Annotated in this window: 24 protein-coding genes and 2 pseudogenes; 11 read left to right on the top strand and 15 right to left on the bottom strand. The window is 65.4% G+C overall.

The genetic code is table 11. From position 1 onward, the window contains the following. The first annotated feature begins 105 nt into the window (after positions 1-105). Positions 106-3,435, top strand: a complete 3,330-nt coding sequence (locus LCL61_RS17910) for an AAA family ATPase (RefSeq protein ID WP_340687872.1) — start codon at positions 106-108, stop codon at positions 3,433-3,435. After that, on the top strand, positions 3,435-4,271 hold the full coding sequence (locus LCL61_RS17905; protein ID WP_340687871.1) for a serine peptidase: 837 nt from the start codon (positions 3,435-3,437) through the stop codon (positions 4,269-4,271). Before LCL61_RS17910 ends, LCL61_RS17905 begins: the two co-directional genes overlap by 1 nt. Before the next feature lie 346 nt (positions 4,272-4,617). On the opposite strand, the gene LCL61_RS17900 is transcribed toward LCL61_RS17905, so the two are convergent. Next, positions 4,618-5,082, bottom strand: a complete 465-nt coding sequence (locus LCL61_RS17900; RefSeq protein WP_340687870.1) for an SPW repeat domain-containing protein — start codon at positions 5,080-5,082, stop codon at positions 4,618-4,620. 332 nt (positions 5,083-5,414) lie between these two features. Here LCL61_RS17900 and LCL61_RS17895 point away from each other — a divergent pair, with 332 nt between their 5' ends. Both LCL61_RS17895 and LCL61_RS17890 read left to right on the top strand, forming a co-directional pair. After that, on the top strand, positions 5,415-5,630 hold the full coding sequence (locus LCL61_RS17895; protein WP_340687869.1) for a hypothetical protein: 216 nt from the start codon (positions 5,415-5,417) through the stop codon (positions 5,628-5,630). After that, entirely contained in the window at positions 5,630-6,310 is a 681-nt protein-coding gene (locus tag LCL61_RS17890) for a helix-turn-helix domain-containing protein (protein WP_340687868.1), read from the top strand. The genes LCL61_RS17895 and LCL61_RS17890 overlap by 1 nt, the downstream gene beginning before the upstream one ends. A gap of 258 nt (positions 6,311-6,568) precedes the next feature. Here the strand turns inward: LCL61_RS17890 and LCL61_RS17885 are convergent, their stop codons facing one another. Both LCL61_RS17885 and LCL61_RS17880 read right to left on the bottom strand, forming a co-directional pair. After that, positions 6,569-7,123, bottom strand: coding sequence for a hypothetical protein (locus tag LCL61_RS17885; protein WP_340687867.1), 555 nt, complete (start codon positions 7,121-7,123; stop codon positions 6,569-6,571). A gap of 98 nt (positions 7,124-7,221) precedes the next feature. Next, complete coding sequence (locus LCL61_RS17880; RefSeq protein WP_340687866.1) at positions 7,222-7,689, bottom strand: hypothetical protein; 468 nt, start codon at positions 7,687-7,689, stop codon at positions 7,222-7,224. A 159-nt stretch (positions 7,690-7,848) separates the two neighbouring features. Between LCL61_RS17880 and LCL61_RS17875 the strand changes: the two genes are divergently transcribed. The 3 genes from LCL61_RS17875 to LCL61_RS17865 all read left to right on the top strand — a co-directional run bounded on the left by LCL61_RS17875 (position 7,849) and on the right by LCL61_RS17865 (position 10,331). After that, positions 7,849-8,493, top strand: a complete 645-nt coding sequence (locus tag LCL61_RS17875) for a winged helix-turn-helix domain-containing protein (protein WP_425342051.1) — start codon at positions 7,849-7,851, stop codon at positions 8,491-8,493. After that, positions 8,490-9,878: a HAMP domain-containing sensor histidine kinase gene (locus LCL61_RS17870; protein ID WP_340687864.1), complete on the top strand. Its 1,389-nt coding sequence runs from the start codon at positions 8,490-8,492 to the stop codon at positions 9,876-9,878. Before LCL61_RS17875 ends, LCL61_RS17870 begins: the two co-directional genes overlap by 4 nt. A gap of 237 nt (positions 9,879-10,115) precedes the next feature. Further along, positions 10,116-10,331: a hypothetical protein gene (locus tag LCL61_RS17865; RefSeq protein WP_340687863.1), complete on the top strand. Its 216-nt coding sequence runs from the start codon at positions 10,116-10,118 to the stop codon at positions 10,329-10,331. A 4-nt stretch (positions 10,332-10,335) separates the two neighbouring features. On the opposite strand, the gene LCL61_RS17860 is transcribed toward LCL61_RS17865, so the two are convergent. The 5 genes from LCL61_RS17860 to LCL61_RS17840 all read right to left on the bottom strand — a co-directional run bounded on the left by LCL61_RS17860 (position 10,336) and on the right by LCL61_RS17840 (position 12,971). Next, positions 10,336-10,899, bottom strand: a complete 564-nt coding sequence (locus LCL61_RS17860) for an NAD-binding protein (protein ID WP_340687862.1) — start codon at positions 10,897-10,899, stop codon at positions 10,336-10,338. 16 nt (positions 10,900-10,915) lie between these two features. Beyond that, on the bottom strand, positions 10,916-11,287 hold the full coding sequence (locus LCL61_RS17855) for a potassium channel family protein (protein WP_340687861.1): 372 nt from the start codon (positions 11,285-11,287) through the stop codon (positions 10,916-10,918). A gap of 114 nt (positions 11,288-11,401) precedes the next feature. Beyond that, a complete protein-coding gene (locus LCL61_RS17850) occupies positions 11,402-11,716 on the bottom strand; it encodes a DUF4440 domain-containing protein (protein WP_340687860.1) in 315 nt (104 codons plus the stop codon). A gap of 227 nt (positions 11,717-11,943) precedes the next feature. Then, positions 11,944-12,495 (bottom strand): SRPBCC family protein, encoded by a 552-nt coding sequence (locus tag LCL61_RS17845; protein WP_340687859.1) that lies wholly within the window; start codon positions 12,493-12,495, stop codon positions 11,944-11,946. A gap of 86 nt (positions 12,496-12,581) precedes the next feature. Beyond that, positions 12,582-12,971 (bottom strand): hypothetical protein, encoded by a 390-nt coding sequence (locus LCL61_RS17840; RefSeq protein ID WP_340687858.1) that lies wholly within the window; start codon positions 12,969-12,971, stop codon positions 12,582-12,584. A gap of 479 nt (positions 12,972-13,450) precedes the next feature. Between LCL61_RS17840 and LCL61_RS17835 the strand changes: the two genes are divergently transcribed. Both LCL61_RS17835 and fxsT read left to right on the top strand, forming a co-directional pair. Further along, positions 13,451-13,651, top strand: coding sequence for a hypothetical protein (locus tag LCL61_RS17835; RefSeq protein WP_340687857.1), 201 nt, complete (start codon positions 13,451-13,453; stop codon positions 13,649-13,651). 280 nt (positions 13,652-13,931) lie between these two features. After that, entirely contained in the window at positions 13,932-16,496 is a 2,565-nt protein-coding gene (fxsT, locus tag LCL61_RS17830) for an FxSxx-COOH system tetratricopeptide repeat protein (RefSeq protein WP_340687856.1), read from the top strand. 169 nt (positions 16,497-16,665) lie between these two features. Here the strand turns inward: fxsT and LCL61_RS17825 are convergent, their stop codons facing one another. Both LCL61_RS17825 and LCL61_RS17820 read right to left on the bottom strand, forming a co-directional pair. Further along, positions 16,666-16,914, bottom strand: coding sequence for a transcriptional regulator (locus LCL61_RS17825; RefSeq protein ID WP_340687855.1), 249 nt, complete (start codon positions 16,912-16,914; stop codon positions 16,666-16,668). A 62-nt stretch (positions 16,915-16,976) separates the two neighbouring features. Continuing rightward, positions 16,977-17,138: a hypothetical protein gene (locus tag LCL61_RS17820; protein WP_340687854.1), complete on the bottom strand. Its 162-nt coding sequence runs from the start codon at positions 17,136-17,138 to the stop codon at positions 16,977-16,979. A gap of 76 nt (positions 17,139-17,214) precedes the next feature. Between LCL61_RS17820 and LCL61_RS17815 the strand changes: the two are divergent. Beyond that, positions 17,215-17,481, top strand: a pseudogene (locus LCL61_RS17815) (neutral zinc metallopeptidase); the annotation flags it as partial. 7 nt (positions 17,482-17,488) lie between these two features. On the opposite strand, the gene LCL61_RS17810 reads toward LCL61_RS17815, so the two are convergent. From LCL61_RS17810 to LCL61_RS17795, 4 genes are all read right to left on the bottom strand, one after another. Then, positions 17,489-17,761, bottom strand: a complete 273-nt coding sequence (locus LCL61_RS17810) for a GlsB/YeaQ/YmgE family stress response membrane protein (RefSeq protein ID WP_072030217.1) — start codon at positions 17,759-17,761, stop codon at positions 17,489-17,491. A 114-nt stretch (positions 17,762-17,875) separates the two neighbouring features. Continuing rightward, a complete protein-coding gene (locus LCL61_RS17805; protein ID WP_340687853.1) occupies positions 17,876-18,301 on the bottom strand; it encodes an SRPBCC family protein in 426 nt (141 codons plus the stop codon). After that, entirely contained in the window at positions 18,298-19,197 is a 900-nt protein-coding gene (locus tag LCL61_RS17800; RefSeq protein WP_340687852.1) for a cation diffusion facilitator family transporter, read from the bottom strand. Before LCL61_RS17800 ends, LCL61_RS17805 begins: the two co-directional genes overlap by 4 nt. A 153-nt stretch (positions 19,198-19,350) precedes the next feature. Beyond that, the gene (locus LCL61_RS17795; RefSeq protein WP_340687851.1) at positions 19,351-19,674 is read right to left on the bottom strand and encodes a hypothetical protein; all 324 of its coding nucleotides are present in this window, start codon (positions 19,672-19,674) and stop codon (positions 19,351-19,353) included. A 33-nt stretch (positions 19,675-19,707) separates the two neighbouring features. Here LCL61_RS17795 and LCL61_RS42605 point away from each other — a divergent pair. Next, positions 19,708-19,827, top strand: a pseudogene (locus tag LCL61_RS42605) (LuxR C-terminal-related transcriptional regulator); the annotation flags it as partial. Between the two features lie 160 nt (positions 19,828-19,987). Here LCL61_RS42605 and LCL61_RS17790 read toward each other — a convergent pair. Further along, entirely contained in the window at positions 19,988-20,134 is a 147-nt protein-coding gene (locus LCL61_RS17790; protein WP_340687850.1) for a hypothetical protein, read from the bottom strand. Positions 20,135-20,563 lie beyond the last annotated feature (429 nt).

Below are 20,563 nucleotides of genomic sequence, written 5' to 3'. Positions count from 1 at the left end.
TCGAGATGTCAGAATGCGGTTCCCTGCAGCACCCGTATTCAGATGTCACCGCACGCTTGCGTAACGTTGCCCGGTCAGAACTACAGAGGGAGAACGGGTCTCGGCATGACGCCAGAACTGCCTGGACGGGCAGGCGCGCAACGAGCGCTGCTCATCGGGGTCGGGGAATTCTCCACGCAGGTTCCTGCAGGCGAAGAACCAGCACTCGACGACTCGGGGTGGCCTCCACTCGATTTCGCCAACGAGGTGACCGAGTCCGTCAGCCATGCTTTGACGAACTTGCAGTACGAAGCAACAACTCTTCACAATCCCGATCGCCGCGATTTGGTCGGCGCGATCGATCGTGAGCTCGAGGATGGAGAAGCGTGTCTCGTCGTCCACGTCGTCTCTCATGGCGACATCGGTGACGACGATCAGCGCCTCGATGTGGTCCCGGCCAACGGCCGCCCTGGTCTGGGTACCAACGTCAGCGAGTGGATTTCGACCGCACAGCAACGTCGCGCACCGGCGCTGTTCCTTCTCGACCTCTGCCGAGCGGGCCGTGCGGCCCGCCTGCCGTGGCTTGTCGCACGGGCTGGACGTGACGCCAGGGCTTGGGTGATCGCGGGGGCCGGGCCGGACGAAGACGCCTTCGACGGGCGGTTCAGCCGGTCGGTGGCCGAAGTACTGAAACAGCTGGCCGTGGACGGCCTCGGTACCGACCCGAGCAGGAGATACGTTTCGTTCCCGGCGTTCGCGAGGAGGATCGCTGAACGAGTCGAGGCGATGCCGGGTCTGCCTCAGCGGGTACACGCTACGCCGCTCGATCCCGCACAGGATGTTCCCGAGCTACCGTTCTTTCCCAACCCCCGCTTTGTCGACGACCCTCAGCGCCTGGCACGCCAAGCCATCGAGTCACCGCTGCGAAGCTTCCTCGACGAACTCGACGACGTCTTCGACGCGGAGCACTTCCTCGGCCGGGTCGGTTCGCATTTCGCCGGCCGCCGCCGGCAGCTGCGAGACCTGGCCCGCTGGATGGACGGTGCCGACCCCGGCAGCGGCCTCCGCGTCGTGACCGGAAGCCCAGGGGTCGGCAAGTCCGCCTTGCTCGGAGCGCTGGTCTGCGCCGCGCATCCGGTCCTCGCGGCTGCGGTACCGCACGTACGAGCCCGCCTGGAAGCGGCAGGTTGCCCGTCACGCAACCCTTATCTCGGAGCGGTTCACGCACGCCAACGCCGGGTCCCCGAGCTGGTCGACTCGCTGGTCAGGCAGTTCGGCCTGCCTCGCCCGAGCCAAAGCCGCTCTGTCGCGGGGCTGATCACAGAGCTGGCAGGCCTCGCGGTCACGCCGGTCATCGTCGTCGATGCCGTCGACGAGGCCTTGGACCCGAACCGGATGATCAGGGACTTCCTCATGCCTCTCGTCGGTGCACGGCACCTCGATGACACCCCTGTCTGCAGGCTGCTGGTCGGCTTCCGGCCCTGGCAGGAGTTCCAGCTGCTCCGGAAGATCGCCGCTGAGGACCACGGGCTGACGGACCTGGACACCGTCTCTCGCGTCGAACTCCGCTACGACCTCCAGGAGTACCTCCGAACCCGGCTCGCGGACATGCCGGGCTACGACTCGGCCGATCAGCGGCCTGTACGGGAACACCTCGCCACCACCATGGCCACTCGTCTCGTCGGGCTCCGAAGGAGGTCGAACCAGTCCGCATGGGGCGCCTTTCTCGTCGCAGGGATGTTCGTGGGGTACCTCGGCCATCTAGCGCCGGTGACTTCCCTCGTCGAGGCCGAAAAACTGGGTGCGACGGCGCCACGCAGTCTGCCTGAAGTCCTGGAACTGGAACTGGGCGCGCGGCCTGATCGCGCCGAGCTCCGCGCGACGCTGGCCGCGGTGGCGCACACAGTCGGTGAAGGTGCTCCCGCCGAGGTCATCGGCTTCCTCGCCGAAGGATTCTGCGCTACAGCCACCGAGGACCGGGTCCGCGCTCTCCTTGACGCTGTCAGGTTCTATCTGCGGACGACGGTCGAACAGGACGGCACGACGCTCTACCGCCTGCTGCACCAGAGTCTCGCCGACTACCTCCGCTTGCGCCCGATGTCCGGCAGCACGGCGGAGGCCGACGGAGCAGAAGACATCCGGGCAGGCTCCGGCGCCGTCTTCGACCGGCTGCTCGGAGCTGTGCGGGCGGGCCGCTGGGGCAGCTGGTCCTCGGTCCCACCCTATCTTCTGCGCCACGTGATCCACCACGCCATCGAAGCCGGCCGCGTCGACGAGCTGCTTCTCGACATCGAATTCCTCCTCCATGCCGACGGCCGAAGTCTTGTGCCCGAGCTTTACCGCGCGCAGGACACAGCCGCCCGGTTGCGCGGCGACATGTATTTGCAAGCACTCCGACGCTGGGCGTTCGGGAACGAGCCCCTGGCAGTCCGCCGCTGGGTCCTCGCAGTCGAAGCCGCTCGTCATGGTGACGCGGAGCTGGGACGCCGGATCGCCTCGGACATCCAGTCCGGTGGCTGGATCCCTCGTTGGGCGTCCACCCTGCCCTTCGACGACGAAAGAAGCTGGGCCACCGCGGTGACCTCTTCCGGCAGCGAAAGCGCCGGGATCGTGGTCGCCGCGGGAAGTAACGGCCATGCGTGGCAATTCGACTTGAGCACCGGAGAGCGAATCGGCAAGCCGTTCGCGGGGGCATCCGGCGTCGTCTCCTCCGTCGCGCTCGCGGACGTCGACGGCATGCGGTTGGCCGTGACCGGCGGTGCGGACGGATCCGTTCGGGCTTGGGACACCAGGACAGGAGCGCTGGTCGGTAGCACCGACCTGGCCATCGGGTGGATCAACGCGATCACCTGCTCCGAAGTGGGCGGCCGGACAGCCATGATCGTGTGCGGAGACGAATGCGTACGGTTCTGGGACCCCGCCACCGGCGCTGTCCTGGACGCCCCTGCGATCGATCACCGGTGGAGCCGGGCGATCGCTTCGACGAGCATCGACGGACGCCCTGTCGCCGTCACGGTGAGCAACGATCACGCCGTAAGAGTTTGGGATCTGACCGACGGGACGCTTGTGCATCCACCGTCGCGGGATCACCGTGACCGGGTTTACGCGGTCGCCTGCACCATGCTGGACGGCGATCCGGTCGCGGTGACCGGCGGGGACGACTACCTGATCCGGCTTTGGAATCTCAGGAGCGGCCGACCCATCGCTGAGCCACTGGCGGGACACAGTGACTGGATCGCGGCTGTCGTATGCACCGAGATCGACGAACGGCCGACCGCCATCAGCGGCGGGTTCGACCGGGCAGTCCGGGTATGGGACCTCGGTACCGGCCAATGCAGCGAGGTTCTGACGATGCCTGCGCCGGTATGGGCCCTCGACATCACTCCGGACAACGGCCTCGTGGTCTGCACAGGCCAGGATGTCCTGACCCTCGATCACATCGCGAAAGGGCGTTGATGCTCCAGATCATCGGCGTACATGGCGTCGGAAATCACCGGCCCGGTGAGACGGTGGAGCACGCCGCTCTGCAGCTCTCCACCGTCTGGCGACGGCACCTCTCAACCGGCTTTCCGGCCATCCAATCCATCGATGTCGCCTACTACGCCGACCAGCTGCGAGCACCGGGCAGGCAGGGCGGCGACGACCTCGACAACCTTCCCCCGGAAGCCGAGCAGATGCTGCGGGCTTGGCTCGAAAGCCTCGATCTCCCCATCCAAGGCCGTCAGGGCTGGGGTACCTGGCCACTACGTCAAGTTCTGTCCTGGGTTGCGGAACGACGCGGGCTCTCCCCACGCCTGGTCAATATGTTCGTTGCGACCTTCTTCCGGGAAGTCGCGGCCTACCTGAACCCCGACGACGACTCGGCACGAACAGCTGCCCGGGAACGCGTGGTCCACACTCTTCGTTCCAGGCACGCAAAAGTGGTCATCGCACATTCGCTCGGGTCGGTCGTCGCCTACGAAGCGCTGTGGGAATGTCAGGACGTTCCGGTCGACCTGCTCATCACCCTCGGTTCACCCCTGGCCTTACCGCATGCGGTCTTCCCTCGGCTGTGCCCGCCGCCGGCGGACGGTCGCGGAGCGCGACCACCTGGCGTGGCCCGGTGGGTGAACCTCGCCGATCCAGGCGATCTGGTGGCTGTACCGCCCTTCGGCGTTTCCCGGCGTTTCGCGGACGTGGACGTCGACGAGCACAGCGTCGCCCATGCCTTTGACTTCCACCTCGTGTCGAACTACCTGTCCTGCGCACGCGTGGCATCGGTATTGACGGAGTACTCACGACGTAATGGCTGACAGCCTGCGCACGGGCTACGGTTCACCGCCAACCCTCGGCCTACCGGCGTCACGCCCGACACGGAATTCCGACTCGGTCTCGCGATCGTGCTGCAGGGCCTGCGCACCTGAACCGAGCGGCAAGCCGAAGACGCGCAGAGATCTCACCGCGGTGTCGTTTACGACGTCCATACGACAGCGTTCGCGAAATGACGACATCGCCCGCGGGTCCTGACAAACTAGGCCTTTCCGCTTGGTCTGACTCGGCCTGGCTCGCCCGCACAACACCGGCCGTGGCCGACGAACACCCGTCCTATCCACTGGTCCTCTCGATCGAGCACTCCGGCCGCCGGTCGGCTGCACAGTCTCACTCTCTACTTCGCTCGAAGCCCTCAATGTCACCGTCCGCCCGATCCTCTTCTCGAGAACCGGAGATGACGAGCCAGACGAGCAGCAAGAAGACACCGACCGCGAGGTCACTCGTCGTCGCCCCAGGCGCCGGCGTTCCGTCGTTGTAGCCCAGGACGAAAGGTGCCGCGATGAGCCACAGCCCGAGAGCAGGCGGCAATGACGACCAGCGTGAAGCCGCAAGGGGTTCCACCAGCCGCGCGGAGCCGGTCACTATCAGCGCGATGCCCACCAGCGCGTCGTTCCAGAGCCCGTCGAATCCGGTCCCCGTGTACTCATGATCGAGCACAAAGGGCGAAAGTGTCAGCCAGACCCCGGCAAGGAACGTACACGCTCCCGCGACAGCAGGAGCCAATCGGCTCGCTTCGCCCGCCTCGGCACTGTTCCGGTCAGTTGTATTCGCTTCGGGCGAGCGCGATTTCATACCGTTGGAAAATCCTGTCGTCCGGCATCCCCGCCCATTCCGGCGGGGACCTTCCACCCCAGTGTGATGGCTGCCCGAACGCCCTGACCTGACAACTCCCTTGCGATCCACCTTCACATGACGCTGAAGCCAGGGCCAAATGGACCTTGGCCATGACGTGGTCGTTTGTACGCTCCTCACCGCTTGTGGTGAGACGGAACTGCGCCTGCCACGAGCGGCACTCCTCCCGACATCGTCGACCACGGCCCACCGCAATCGTCAGACAGTCGTCAGGTTCACCTGGGCGCTGAGCCGGAAGAATAGCCGGAGAATCGAGGCACAACAGGAGAGCGATGAGCGTGGAGACACCGAAGGCGCAGGACGTCGTCGAGGACGTGACCGTCTGGCTGGCCAACGAGTTCTCGACGAAGCTGTCACCCTCGGCGGTGGGCGCCATCGTCCGCGCCACCCACCGCGACCTCAAGGACCAGATCGTGCCCGAGGCGATCGGCGAGATGCTGCACCGTCTCGCACGCGACCGCATCGCCCGAGTCGTGCAGGTGTTGTGATGCGCTATGAGCAACACTGCCCGATCGCGCTGGCGGCCGAGGTGGTCGGCGAACCCTGGACGCTGTTGATCATCCGCGAGCTGCTGAACGGCAGCACCGCGATCACGGACATCGCGGCCGGCGTTCCGGGTATGTCGACCGGCCTGCTGACCAAACGGCTGCGCAAGCTCGAGGCCACGGGTCTCGTGGTGCTTCGCCCCCGCCGGGCCGAGTTGACCGAAGCAGGCCAGGCGCTGGCCGAAGTCGTCGAACCGCTCGGCCGCTGGGGCGCACGGCACCTCCCGCCACCGCGACACGGCGATCTCGACCCTGCCCTCGTTCTCCGTGACGTCGCCCGCGGCATCGACCGTTACCTGCTTCCACGCGAGGCCGTGTCGATTCACTTCCGGTTCACCGAATCTCCCGGGCCGCGCTGGTGGTGGCTCGTGCTGTCCAGGACGGTAACCGCGGCAACCGTTCACGATCCGAAGCGTCCGCAAGCGATGCGGATCGAGTGCACGGTCGGCGCCCTCGCCAGGGTCTGGCTCGGCCACGAGGACTGGCTGGACGCCCTGCGGGACAAGGCGATCGTCATCACCGGCCCACGGAACTCCGTACGCCAGGCCATCACATGGCTCGGCACCAGCCGCTTCGCCGAGAACAGTCCTACCGGTAGCGGTGCACCGATGCCGTTCTCATAGAACGAACAACATTGTGCCGTGTAGGTCGCTGAAAGGTTTCTCGTCGACGTACACGACGTTTCGGCTCTGGGGCGGGCTCCGGGCGGTTCACCCAAGAATCGAACAACAGGATCAAAGCGGCGAACGCGAAGCCTGCGCTCGCGAGCACCCACAGATCCAGCACAAGCATGAGAACCGCCACCAAGAAGGCGGGGACCACGGCGAACAGGCAGAACGGATCAGGCCTGCCGAAAATCGGACGTGACTGAGTTCCGGTCTTCATGGTGAACCTTCGTTCGATCCGTTTTCCATGAGTTCGAACGCGCGGAGGTCGGCGATCCTCGCCTTCTCCTCGGCCTCCCCTGCGAGTTCCCGGTGACGCAACGCCGCGAAGGCGTCGTCGCGGCGACGGAGCTCTTCTCCTCGCTCCCGGTGGCCCTCGGCGCGCCGGATCGCCGCGTAGGCCCGGTGAATCTCGATCTCACGCGCCTTCATGCCGCGCGGGAACCGCTTGGCTCTGCTCCGATGTTCCGACGCGGCGGCCAGCTCGTCGTAGGCTCTGTAATGACAGGCAGCCACTTCACCGAGAGCTCTGTGTCTCTGTGCTAGAGACGGATCGCCAGCTGCCATCGACTCCGCTGCGCGCTCCAAGTGCTCACCTGCCGCCGAGCGCACCCGAGCGGCCTCGGCTCGCAAGCGCTTGGCACGCTGGAACCCGCTGTCGACAGTGCCTGCGGGGACAACCGCTCCACCGGCTGCCACCGACGGCTTCCCCCTGCCCAGGTACGACAGTTCGGTCAGAGCTCTGCTACGCAGGCTGACTGAGAGACCCATCACCGTCCTCGTTAATCGGATAAGGAACGCACGCCGAGCGTGTCATGGAACTGGCAGAACCGACCTGACGAAATCCTTACGATCGCACCGTTCAGCGATCAGCCTGCTTCCGTGAGCGACTTCACCGCACGCCTGTCCGCCTCTCTGGCGGCGAGCTCATGTCGTCGAGCAGCAGCCTCGTCACCGGCTGTTCTGGCCGAGAACGCCGCGGCACGTTCGTGATGTGCTTCGGCGCGACGGATCGCGGTGAACGAACGATCGATCAGAAGGTTCCATTGTGGAGACTCACGCGGATGGATTTGCGCTCCGGCGCGGGCTTCGGCGGCGTTGGCGAGTTCGTGATAGGCGAATCCGTGGTGCGCGGCGACTTCGCCGAGCAGCCGCTGGGACTTGGCCCGCGTGAACGCCTCCGGCTCTCCGCTCGCTTCGATCTCCGCTGCCAACGTTCGATGTCCGTCCGCGATGGCCCAGGCCCGGTCCGCGTCGTCGCGCAGCCGTCGCACCCTGGGGTGAAGTTCCACCCGCGAGGCGGTGTCGGCTTGTGCTGCGAGCACGTCGGCGGTCATGGGCGTTTCCTCCCGTGTTTCAGTGAGCGTGTTTCCACCCTGACACGAATCGGGGACCCTGAAACTGACGACTGCCTTACGATCGAAGACTGTTAGCCTGGCGGCCGGAAGGAGATACCGACTGTGCCCACTCGTGTTCTTCTCGTCGAGGACGACGTGATGATCAGCGAGGCATTGAGCCTCGCGCTGGCCGACGAGGGCTTCGCCGTCGACTGTGCGGAAACCGGCGAAGACGGGCTCGAACTGCTCGCGGACGGCCGATTCGACGTCGTCCTGCTCGATCTCATGCTGCCGGGCATCGACGGACTCACCGTCTGCCGATCCGTGCGCGAACAAGGTGCACTGCCGATCATCGTGATCACCGCCCGCACGGACACCCAGGACGTCATCGCAGGCCTCGAAGCCGGCGCGGACGACTACGTCACCAAACCGCTGGTCGCCGGTGAACTCGCGGCCAGAATCCGCGCCCTGCTCCGCCGCACCGCACCACCTCCCCCGGCCCGGATCACCGTGGGCGGCCTGGAAATCCAGCCCGACGAGGAAAGCGTGCATCGTGACGGCCGCCGCGTGCATCTGACCCGCACCGAATTCCGTCTTCTCGCCGAACTGGCCACCGCTGAGGGCAGGGTCGTCACCAGGGAACAGCTGCTCCAGCGGGTGTGGGGTCACGACTACTTCGGTGACACCCGGCTCCTGGATGTCCACATCAGACGGTTACGCCGCAAGGTCGAGTCCGATCCCGACAATCCGAGTCTGGTGCTGACCGTGCGCGGACGCGGCTATCAAATCAGTCCGGGATCATGACCCGCGCGGGGTTCGGGGCGGCGTTGCGTCGGCTTTCCCTGCGCTGGCGCGTGGCAGGCGCGTTCGGCCTCGGCTTGGCGGTGGTCATGACCGTGCTCGGGGTCGCGACCTGGAACCTGACCACCGGCTACATGCTCGACCAGCGCGAACAGAGCACCTTGCGGCAGTCGGAGGTCAACGTCGGCCTCGTCGACAAAGCGCTGGCCGAGCACTCCGACAACCTCACCGAACTGCTGACCGGGCTCGCCAGTGGCCCGGACTCGTCGATCCTCCTGTCCCGGCCCGACGGCTGGCTCACCAGCGGACGGCAGATCGAGCCCGGCATAATTCCGGCCGCCCTGGTGACGAGCGCGCGTGACGGCGTCGCCGCACGGCAACGGTTCACCGCCGACGGTATCCCCGTGCTCGCCATCGCCACCCCGGTAGGCAGCGGCGGGAGCGTCTACGTCGAACTGTATCCGCTGCTCGAATTGGACCGGACCTTCCGATACCTCAGCATCCTGCTCACCGCGGGCACCGTCGTGGCCTCACTGTTCGGAGTGTTGCTCGGTGCCTGGACCACCAAACGAGCGCTGCGTCCTCTCACCGCACTTCGCGGCGCCGCAGCCCGGGTGGCACGCGGGGATCTGACGACCCGGCTCCCGCATCAAGACGACCCGGACCTCGCCCCGCTCGCCACGAGCTTCAACACCACGACCGAACAACTCGAACAACGAGTCCGCCGTGACAAACGCTTCGCCGCGGACGTCAGCCACGAACTCCGCTCCCCCCTCACCACCATGGTCAACGTCACCCAGGTCATGACCCGCCGCCAGGACACGATGGACCCGACCGCTCGCAAAGCACTGGGACTGCTCGACGCGGAACTGCACCGCTTCCAAGGCATGGTCGTCGATCTGCTCGAGATCTCCCGCGCCGACCAGGACGACATCACCGAGACCGCCGAACTGGTGGACCTCGACGACCTCCTGCGCAACATCCTCGACAGCAGAGGGACTTCCGCGTCCATTCTCGACAGCGATCCGGACACGCCACTCGTCTCCGCCGACCGCCGCCGCATCGACCGGGTCGTCACCAACCTGCTCGATAACGCCGACCGCTACGGTGGCGGCGCCGTCGCCGTGGCTCTGCGGCGAAGCGGCGTCAATGCGAGGATAGAAGTCGACGACGCTGGCAGCGGCGTTCCACCCGCTCTCCGGGAACGCATCTTCGAACGCTTCGCCCGCGGCCTGCACGCCGGTCGCCGTGACCGCGATACAGGCAGTGGACTGGGGCTGGCCATCGTCGCAGACCACGTCCACCGCCACGGCGGCACCGTCTGGGTCGAAGACCGGCCCGGCGGCGGCGCCCGATTCGTCGTCGAACTCCCGGAGGCAGCCACATGAAGCAACGCGTGATCATCCTCGTCACGCTCGCCCTCTTACTCGGCGGCTGCGGTGTGACAGACCAGGACGAACCCGAGCCGATCACCACACTCGCGCCCAGCACCACGCCGACGGTCTCAAGCCGTTCGGTTCCACCCACGTCGCCGCCGAGTCCCGCTCAATCGTCAGGCACTCGTCAGGTGCAGTCCCCCGTGTCGCCGACACAATGAGGATGTCGTCGAACAGGAGGAGAGGGACATGACCGTCCACGATCACCATACCGACGACATCACCGACGAAGTCCGACAATGGCTTTCCCGCGAGTTCGCCCCCTCCTTGTCCGAAGCCGCCGTCAACGACATCGTGTGCGCCGCCCACGCCGAACTCGACGGTCAAATCAGGCCCGACGCCATGGGCGAAATGCTGCACCGGCTCGCGCGATTTCGCGTGCTCCGTGCACTCGGAACTCAATGACGTCCTACGGTGCGCATTCCCGCAGGACAGCTTCGATTTCCGCGTCCTCGAGTCGCCGTGGCCCAACGTAGTAGAGGACCGAGCCGACAGGAAGCTCACCTTCCCAGGACGGATTGACGATCAGGTCCTCACCGTCTCGCGCAACAAGGACCGTCGCACCGAAGGCCCGGCCCAGCGCGACCTTGCATTTCTCGGTGCTCAATCGCCCGAGTGAACTGGGCAGGGTCGCGGAGTAAGTGCTGGCTCCGCCGGACGTCATCAGTTCCGAGTAGACCTCGGTGATGCCGGGCGACGTGAGTTCCTCGGTGACCATGCGCGGTGTGTGCCACTGAACGCATTTGATCCGCGGATCGACGTAGTGCACGAGTTCGGCTTTCTCCATGTCCCGCAGAGTGACCACCACATGCGCCGATCGGTTCACATGGTTCACGGTCACCGCGACGGCAAGCGCCTCGTTGTCGTCACGCATGTCGACGAGAACTGTGCCGGCTCTTTCCACGCCGGCCCTGGTCAGCACCTCGACTGCGGTCGGCTCGCCACGGACGAAATCCACCGGCTGTGCGGGCATCGGGTGAAGCGGTGTGTCATCGGTCGCGCACAAGGTCAAGCAGGCCGATCCTCCCGGCGAACAACTGCCTGACGAGCCGCTCGGTCCGGCCGGGCGTGTAGCCGATCAGAACCGTATGTCCTTCCGCACGTACGACATCCAACCCCTGCATTCGCCGTCCCTTCGCCAATTCGATCTTCGAGGCGAGCCTTGTGAACACCGTGGTGATCGTCACGATCCCACCCACGATGACGTAGGCACCGACGAAATGATCCGCGGTGGTCTCCGGTGAGAAGTCTCCGTACCCCACCGTCGTGGCCGTGACGACGAAGTACCACCAGTAGTTTCCCGGCAGGACCAGTTCGCTTCCCACCGGTTCCGCCAGCAGCATCAACGGCCAGCTCGTCACGAAGACGAAAATGACGACCGCGACCGGAAACGTCCACCCTCGCCCCAAAACCCAGCGAGACAGCAACCTCGACAATACGGACGGCAACTCCGTCTCCAGTCCGTCGGCGAGCACTTACCAGCTGACATGCTGATGAAAGGTCAGCTTCCAGCCATCGTCACGACGAACGTAGACGCTGCTTACCCGGGCCGAATAGGGAACCCCGTCTTTGGTTGCGGCGACCCGGTAGTTGACCGCGCCAACCACGCGGCTGAGCCTTGCCGCGCTCAGATCGGCAAGGCTATACGCCGTCCAGGTCGCCCCGCACAAGGCTGACAGAGCGGCTTCGCGTTCCTGGATCGGTTTTCTGTCGATCAGGAGTACCACGACACGGTCATGGAGCACAGTCTCGTAGAACGACCGTGCGGAGGCTGGTTCGTCGGTGAGCACGCGCCAGGCACCTCGCTCCAGGCCCGCCAACGCGTCCACGGCTATCGCTTCACGACTTCACGCAGGAACCCTCCGTGCCCGTGCTCATCGTCTGACCATTTCACGATTCATGCCTGGGCCTCGCCGATCTGTCGTAGCCCGCGCTGTCGGGCTGTCGCGTCACCGTCCTCCGGCTTGCACCGGACGGCGATCAGTATCCCGCACGTCGACGCGACCGAACCTGACAATCACCTTACGTTTTGACCGGCCGCGTACTCAGCGAGCCGCCGAGCTGTTCTCGCCATCGTGCGCTGCACTTGCCTTTCCGAGGAACGGAGCCCTATCCCGCGGGCTGAATACGTTCCCTGCCAACGAATTCTTGTACCTCCACCGGGGATCTCGTGGAGGTCGATCGTCGCCTGGTGATCCGCCAATTGCGGGCTTTTCACGGTCTCGTAGGCGAACCGCTTCCCGGGAGTAAGGCCCGCTACCCGTTCCCGGGTGACAGCCCGGCCCGCCCGGAAGGCACGGATGGCACCCACTTCGTCACGTCCATCCGGCGAGAGGCCGGCCGAGCGGCCGACGTCCAGCTCACCGGCGCCCGACCAGGCTGGCCACGTCCGCGGATCCAGCAGCAATGCCCACACGACCGCAGGCGGTGCCGTCGATTCGGCCAAAACGTCGTACGACCGCACTGCAGGACCCTCCAGGAAAAGGTGACTGTGATGACGACCCCGGATCGTGCCACAGGTCGCGCCTGGCGGTAAGCCGATTGAGACACATGGACTCTCTAAGTCCATTATGGACAAGCGTCCGATTGGGCACGCCCAAAGACTTCATGTGGCCGACGACAACTGTCCCCTGATCAGCGGTTGCGAGCGGCGACCTAATGGCCGCTCGTCTCACCGATGCCGGTCCGTGGCCGGAACGCGACGATCGGAAGCCGCCTCACCAAGCGACGTCGTGCGACGTCGCTACCGTCGTAAGTCCAGCCGAGCAACTTACTCAGCAGCGGACGAAGGACAGGGAGCAGCATCCGGTTTCGCCGCTCGTAGCCGGCCATAATCGCGATGGCCTCGGTCTCGGTCAGCAGCCGGTGCGCCAGCCTGAAACGCCGACGGCCGACAATAACCTCTCGGGAATTCTGCCCTGGATGTTGCGATACCAGTCCGAAGCAGGGCCCAAGTCCCGCGATGACCATGACCACATCTGAATCGGCATCGGCGCCGACGGCTTCCAGAACGGTGCCGTACCGGAGCAGGCAACGGACGTCCACGCACAACTTCAACCACCATGGACACTATTGCGTCTGCAACAGCGTCCATGGGGAACAGGCCTCCGTTACACCAAGGAGAAGAAGCGCTGAAGGCCGGGGACCCAGTAGATGACACCTCACCGCTCGGCTGTCGCATTCAACTGGAGCGGCCCTGCCGAAGGGCTACCAAAACAGTTCGCCGGACGGCAGGATTCGAGGATGGCGTGGGAGTGGGTAGCACCTGTTACTGCTGGGCTGACCGCCGTGACCGGCGTGTTCTTCACCTGGCTCTCTGGCAAACAAGGCCGAGCGCAGGTGGAGCGGATGGCCCGTCACGCCGAGGAGGCGACCACGCGCGATCGATTGACACACCAGCGTCGAGACGCGTACGTCACCGCCTTGCTCGTGGCGGAACTAGGTCTACGGCGCAAGCGATACGAGCGCGAAGGCGAGCTGGACAAGCTGGCCGAGCTGAACCAACGATGGCCCAAAGGGAGCGCGTGCAGGCAGAGATGGACGCGGTGATCGGGTTGGAGATCTACGGCAGCTCGCAGGCCTGCGAGCTACTCAGGTGCTGGAACGTAGCGGCAGCCAACGAGGACGAGGCAGAGATGCAGGCCCACCGTGACGCGATGATCGACCTCGCGCGCCGCGAATTAGGCACACACCTCCTGAGAATGACGTCGGATGACGACTCCTGATCCCAAAGACATCCTCAGGATCCGGAGCTAGGCCGAGAGATCGGGGAGATAAGGCGACGCACGATCTCGTCATGCCCACGGCTTCGGAGCTCCAGCCCCTCGGGCCTAGACAGTAATGTTCCCGCCTGCATCGTCGACTCTTGGAGAGTCGGTCCGGAAGTTCGAGTGGTGAGGTGTGCCGAATGCAGTGGGGAGAGGCAGCCGATGTGAGGCTGATGGAGTCGTCGTGGCGTTCCCGAGGCCTTCCTGAAGCTCTGTTGCCGGATCAGCTGGGCGGGCTGTGACGGCGAAGGATGACGGCACGGCCGGATCGCAGTTCAACCTGCCACGCTTCTGGAACGGAGCCCCGGCCAGGAATCGGTTCTTCGTAGGGCGCGAGGCAGAGTTGGACCGCATGGAAGCCCTGTTGTCCCTCGGAACACGACGTGGGCTCTACGTGACCGGCATGGGCGGGATCGGCAAGACGCAGCTCGTTCTCGAGTACGTCTACCGCCACTCTCACGACCATGAACTTGTCTGGTGGATCTCGGCGTCGGATACCGTTTCGCTGCGAGCAGCATTCGCCGAACTGGCCCGCACACTGGCGGTGGGCAGTGATGCCGAGTCGGCGGTCAATGCCCTGTCAACCGGTACGCCGGTGCACCGATGGCTCCTGGTTTTCGACGGTGCGTCGAGCTTCGCTGACCTCTCCCCCTACATCCCAGGCGGGTCCAGAGGCAGATTCTTGGTCACCTCGCGGAATCCGGACCCGCCAGCCACCGACTTTCCGGTCGATGTCTTCACGAGACAGGAGAGCGTGCGGCTTATCACCAAGCGACATCCCGCTCTGACTGACGATGAGGCCGACCGGGTCGCTGCGGCAGTGGGTGATCTGCCGTTGGCGGTGGAGCAAGCGGCGGCGTGGATGGCGGTCACCGGTGACACCCCCGACATGTACCTGCGCATGTTCGAGAACGCGGTCCAAGGGCTGCTATCGGCCGAGGGAAGTCCCGATGCCGATCTCTCCGCGATCTGGAGCATTCCATTGCAGACCCTGGCCGACAGGCATCCCGGCGCCGCCGCACTACTGGGGCTGCTGTCGTTCTTCGAGGCCACGCGGGTCAGCCGAGCGGATCTCAAGCTCGTGCCGACCATCGAGGTCCCTCCCGCTCTCGAACGTGTGCTCACCGACCCGATCGCCCAGGGCCGCGCCTTGCGCGAAATCAACCGGTACTCGATGCTCAAGATCGACCACCGCAACGGGACCCTGCAAATGCACCGGCTGGTCCGTGAGGCCGTGCAACGGCGTCTCGACGAAGACACCGCCGATCAGTTCGGCCGGATGGCCGACGCGCTGGAAGACCGGGTCGCGGTCGAAGTCGAGTGGTCCACCGACACCCCGGCCCAGGTCGACCTGCTCAAACGGGACGCGCTGGCCGCCGTCCTCGTTCGTCGGTTGGACGAGACCCGGGCGCGAGAACCGAGATCATCACTGCTGATCCACCTGGACGGCGCCTGGGGTTCAGGCAAGAGCACCCTGCTGAACTTTCTCGGCCGAAGGCTGACCGAAGGTGGATACCTGGTCGTCCGGCACGACGCCTGGCAACAGTCACGGTTGTCACCACCGTGGTGGTCGCTTCTGACGACGCTACGCAGACATGTGGTGACGGACAGGAAATGGGCACGACGAGTTGACTTCCGCCTCGCAGAAACAGTGGAGCGGGCCCGCCGGTCAGGTTCACCCTATCTACTGGCGTTGATCATGCTCGTGGTCACCGCCGGCGGTTTGGCGGTGACCGTCAGGGCGGGAATCGGCGGAGCGGGACAGCTCTCGGAGGTTCTCAAGGTCACCGCACCGGTAATCACCGCGATCGGCTTCCTGTGGGCAGGAACCAGGTTCGCCGCACGAATGCTGCTATGGGGGTCGGTTCGCGGTGCCCGGCTGTTCGAGCAGTCGGATACCAATCCGATGGGCAGAGTCGCCGAACACTTCGACTGGCTTCTACGCCGATCACGCAAACCAGTGGTGTTCCTGATAGACGACCTCGACCGCTGCAAAGATGCCCAGGTGGTCGAACTGCTGGAAGCGATTCAGACCCTGGTCCGGGATGCGCCACGAATGCACGACCCGACTGGGACGCAGCCGTCCGCAGCGTACTTCGTCATCGCCGCCGACGGTACGTGGCTGCGCCGAGCCTATGACGCCGAGTACGGTGCGACCGATCCACTCGGCTATCAGTTTCTGGACAAGCTCTTCCAGCTCACAGTGCCGATGCCCGCGTTGAGCGCCACCGCACAACAACGGTTTCTCGGCAGGCTCCTGACGCCTGGAAAACCCGAAGCTGTGAGATGGCGTGACGTCGAAGAAGCGAAGGACCGCATCAGCGACGCCGGCAGCGACGAACAAGCCGTCGTCGGCACTCTCGCGACAATGAGCCCTGAACTCCGCGACGCCGTGGCCGTCGACGCCACCCAAGCGTTGTCGGGCAAAGCCGTCCGTACCCAACGCGAGCACATCCTCCGCAAGTTCGCTCCGCTGCTGCCGCCAAACCCCCGGAGCATCAAACTCTTCCTCAACAACTACACGATCCTGCGAGCCGTCCGGACATTGGAAGGCGTCGCGGTCGACATCGACTCCCTTGCCCTCTGGACGATCCTGCGACACCGTTGGCCCGCCATCGCTGATGCACTGCAAAGAGACCCAACTCGCGTCCGCGGGATCATCGAACCGTTGTGGTGCTCCGAAACCTTCCCGGCGGAACTTCAAGAGATGGCGCGCTCCACCGACCTGCGCGAGGTGGTAATGCACCGACCGGGCGGGCCGCTGACCGCAGACGTCATCCGCCAATGCTGCGGAAGCCTCTGACAGGTCGAGCCTCCAACGGTTCCCATACCCGAAAGGCGGCGGCCGATCATCACAGATTGAAGGACGTGCCTTTGATCCATCCGGTTTTCCCGTCGACGACGTGCACAAACCGCGAGCAAGCGTCGAGGCAGAGACTGGCAGGCGTTCGCGAGGCCCGACCGCCAGTTCGCTACAGCGGTTGGTCGATGGTGTGGCTCAGGTTGGTCAACCAGGTGAGGTGATCACGTAACGCGTCGCGTCCGACCAGCGAGAGCCGCAGCCACGTCCTAGGCCGCCGCCCGACCGCCCCTTTGCGGATCTCGAGATTGCCTGCGTACTCGAGGGTCCGGCCGTGCTTCGAGACCGCGGAGTCACAGGGCGCCGATGAGGTCGCGGGGTGGCGAACTCGACCCAGTCGGCGCCTTGCAGCAGCGCGCACAGCGCCAAGCGCGGCCCAGTCTCGAAGATCGGGTCACGCTTGGCGCCACCTTCACACGAGCGTCAGCCCCGGTCGAGCATTCCGGGGCCGAACACCTCGTGGTGAACGCGCTCGGCGGGCAGGCCGCGCCGGATCAGTCCGGCGCGGATCCCGTGCATGAACGGCAAGGGGCCACACAGGTAGGCGGTGGTGCCCGAAGGCAACGGGAGCGCGTCGACGTCCATGAGACCGGGCCGCGAGCTGTCGTCGTGGCCGTTCTCGTACCAGTACAACTCCTCGGCCTCGCCCAAACCCGTCGCGGTCTGGGCCAACCACGCGAAGACCACTCCGGCCGAGAACGGCAGGCAGCTGGTCACCGAGATCACCCAAAACGACATCGACCGTGCCCTGGACACCGCCGCCCGCATCGGCGACGACTACCTCCAGCGCAAGCTGGGCGGTGGCCGGGTGGACCAGTCGAAGTTCAGCCACGGCAGCTCGAAACAGCGCAAGAAGTGGTTCACCACCGGCACCACGGCCGGCGACCCGGCGCGCTGTGACACCTTCGGCACCCGCGACCTCGGCTGAGCCTGGGTCAGGCGCGTGGTCGGCTCTTGCGGCCCGTGACCTTGTTGTAGATGACCAGGACGATGATCGCGCCGATGACCGATCCGATCCACCCGGCGGGTTGGAAGCCGCGGAGGCCGACGGTGAGCAAGCCGAACAGCAGGCCACCCACGACGGAGCCGACGATGCCCAGCACGATCGTCCGCAGCACGCCGATGTCGTCCTTGCCCGGTACCAGGGCTCGCGCGATGAAACCGGCGATCAGACCGAACAGAATCCAACCCAGAATGGTCCAGAACATCGCTTCACCTCATGATCGATCGGGCGGACAGGGCTAACCTTACGGAGAAGACCACGAGGGCGCCAACGGCATCCAGCCGGGGGAATCTCAGGACGGTTCAGGGTCGTCGCGGCCTCAGTTCCCGGTCTGGATGTTCTCGATGAAGTGTTTGAAGCGGTCCAGGGCGATGTGGACGTGGCGGTCGAGGAAGCCGAGTTTGTCGGCGGCGTTCTCGACGAGTCCCGCCGGGGTGATGTTCATGTCGATGGTGATCCGGGTGTGGGTGTCGTCGATCCGGTGCAGGGTAAGGGAGCCGGAGTGACTCGGTCCGGTCCGGGATTCCCAGGCGATCAGGTGGTCGGTTCGCTGGTCGGTGATGGCGGCGTCGAATGTTCTTTTCAGGCCGCCGATGCCGATGGTCCAGCGGGTGTGGGTGTCATCGTGCTGTTGGACCCGCTCGAGTCCGACCACGTAGCGGGGGAGGTCGGCGAACCGGGTCCAGTGGTTGTACACAGTGGACACATCGGCGTCGACCTCGATGGACTTGGTGATCGTGCTCATCGCTGGATTGTCGGCTTCTCAGGGGCGGCCGGGCGTCGCAGGTCGGGTTCGAGGTAGATGACGCGGGCGATCGGTACCGCTGCGCGGATGCGTTGTTCGGCGGCGTCGATGGCCTGGGCGACCTCCGCTCCGGTCGCGGCCGAGGGCACGGCGATCTTGGCGGCGACGAGTAGTTCCTCGCGGCCGAGGTGCATGGTTCGCAGGTGGATGACGGAGTCGACGCCGTCGCCGGGCAGCGCGGTCTCGATCACGGTCCGGTGTTCCCGGGTCGCGCTTTCGCCGATGAGGAGGGACTTCATTTCCACGGCGAGGATCGCGGCGATCGCGACGAGCAGCAGGCCGATCATCGCGGTTTCCGCGGCGTCCCAGCGGCCTTCACCGGTGATCAGGGTCATCGATACGCCGAGCAGCGCGAACACGAGGCCGAGCAACGCACCCAGATCCTCGAGCAGGATGACCGGCAGCTCCGGCGCCTTCGCAGTGCGGATGAACCGCGCCCACGAGCGACGTCCGCGAACACGGTTGGACTCGATCACGGCGGTGCGCAGTGCGTAGGCCTCCATGGCCATGGCGACCAGCAGGACCGCGATCGGGACCCACTGCCAGGTCTCGATCGGATGCGGATCGGCCCACTTGTGCCACGCCTCGTACAGGGCGAACAGGCCACCGAGACTGAACAGCACGATGGACACGATGAACCCGTACACGTAGCGCTCGCGTCCGTAGCCGAAGGGATGTTCCGGTGTCGCCGCCCGCTTGGCGCGTTTGCCGCCCAGCAGCAACGCCTGGTTGCTGGTGTCGGCCAGCGAGTGCACGGATTCGGCGAGCATCGACGAGGATTGGGTGAGCAGGAATGCGACGAACTTCGTCACCGCGATCCCCAGGTTGGCGAACATCGCCGTGACAACCGCCCGTGTACTTTCCTCTGCAGCCTCTGGAATCGAACGCACCATCGCCGTCTCGCGCGCGGCCTAGCAAGGGAGCTTCCTAAAGCCCTTTCCCGAGGTTTCGGAAACGTCTTCCCGCCCGCCGCGGCGCTGAGATCAAGCTCAAGTTGATCCCGCTGGTCGGGACGGGGTGATCCGGTCATGACGAACGCCGCCCTGGGCCGGGGTGAGCGTCCGCGCCATCAGCGACATGGAGCGGGGGATCACGAAAAGGCCGCAACGCCGAACGATCGCAGCGCTCGCCGCGCCGCTGTCCTCGACCGGCCGAACCCCGGGATCCACAAGACCCGCCTGATCGGTGTCCTCCCGGCGGACGTCGACGACCTCACCGGACGCGAGAGCGATCTCGACGCGTTGCGCGCCCTTTCCGCGGATCTGTGCGACGGACGGTTCCTTCGCCGCCAAGACGACCACGCGAACGCCCACCGCCGCACGTCCGAGACCGAGGAACTCTACGAACGCGGTGCGACCTCGAAGAAAGTGGCGACCCGCCTGCTCCTCAGTCCTCGCACGGTGGACGCCCACCTCCGCAACATCTTCCGCAAGCTCGACATCACCTCACACCGTCACCTGAGGGAAGAAGGCGCCACTGCGGGCAGGGTCCCGCGTCACCGAGGATTCGACGGGCGTCACGATCCCGGCAACCGCGGTGAGGGCCGCCGCCACCCTCATCGAAACCGGACTGCGCGACGGGACGTGGCTGATGATCGTGATCCACGGAGCCGGCAGAACCCTCCGCTCAGTGGCCGCCCGCACCGGTCCGCACTGATTCGACGTAACTGTGCCCGGGCTCGATCGGGTCCTCCGCCGCCGCCTCGCCACCCACGAACAGAAAGCCGGCCATGACCGCGAGCACGGAGACCGTCCTGTACCACTTCACCGCCATCACGAGATGCTCCTTCGGTCGATGCGCACTCTCCACTGTGGACCTCACAACCCTACTTGGCCGCACGACGGGACAGCGTACACGCGCCCTAGCCGATAACGCTGTGATGCGCGATTTCGACATCGACATTCGACCGTTTCGAAGGGCACGGGTTTCGGGCAGCTCCGATACGTGAATACCATTCCGGAGTTCTCGCTGAGCGGGAAGGTAAGGGCCGCCGACAGGGCAGACCGCCAACCTTGCCTCGCGACGCCACGATCGGACCTCGAAGTGCGATCATCAAGACGTGAGGCCAAGATTGGACCTATTCGAAGAACACGATACAAGCACGTCAGCCGCTGCGAGCCTCACGGAAATCCCAGATCGTGAAACCTGAATTTCATTCAGGCTCCATTTTGACGTAACGTAACCCGACGGCAGCCCGAAGAA

This window comes from Amycolatopsis coloradensis (assembly GCF_037997115.1).
GTDB classification, from domain to species: Bacteria; Actinomycetota; Actinomycetes; order Mycobacteriales; family Pseudonocardiaceae; genus Amycolatopsis; species Amycolatopsis coloradensis_A.
This window is presented reverse-complemented; position numbering and strand designations above follow the sequence as displayed.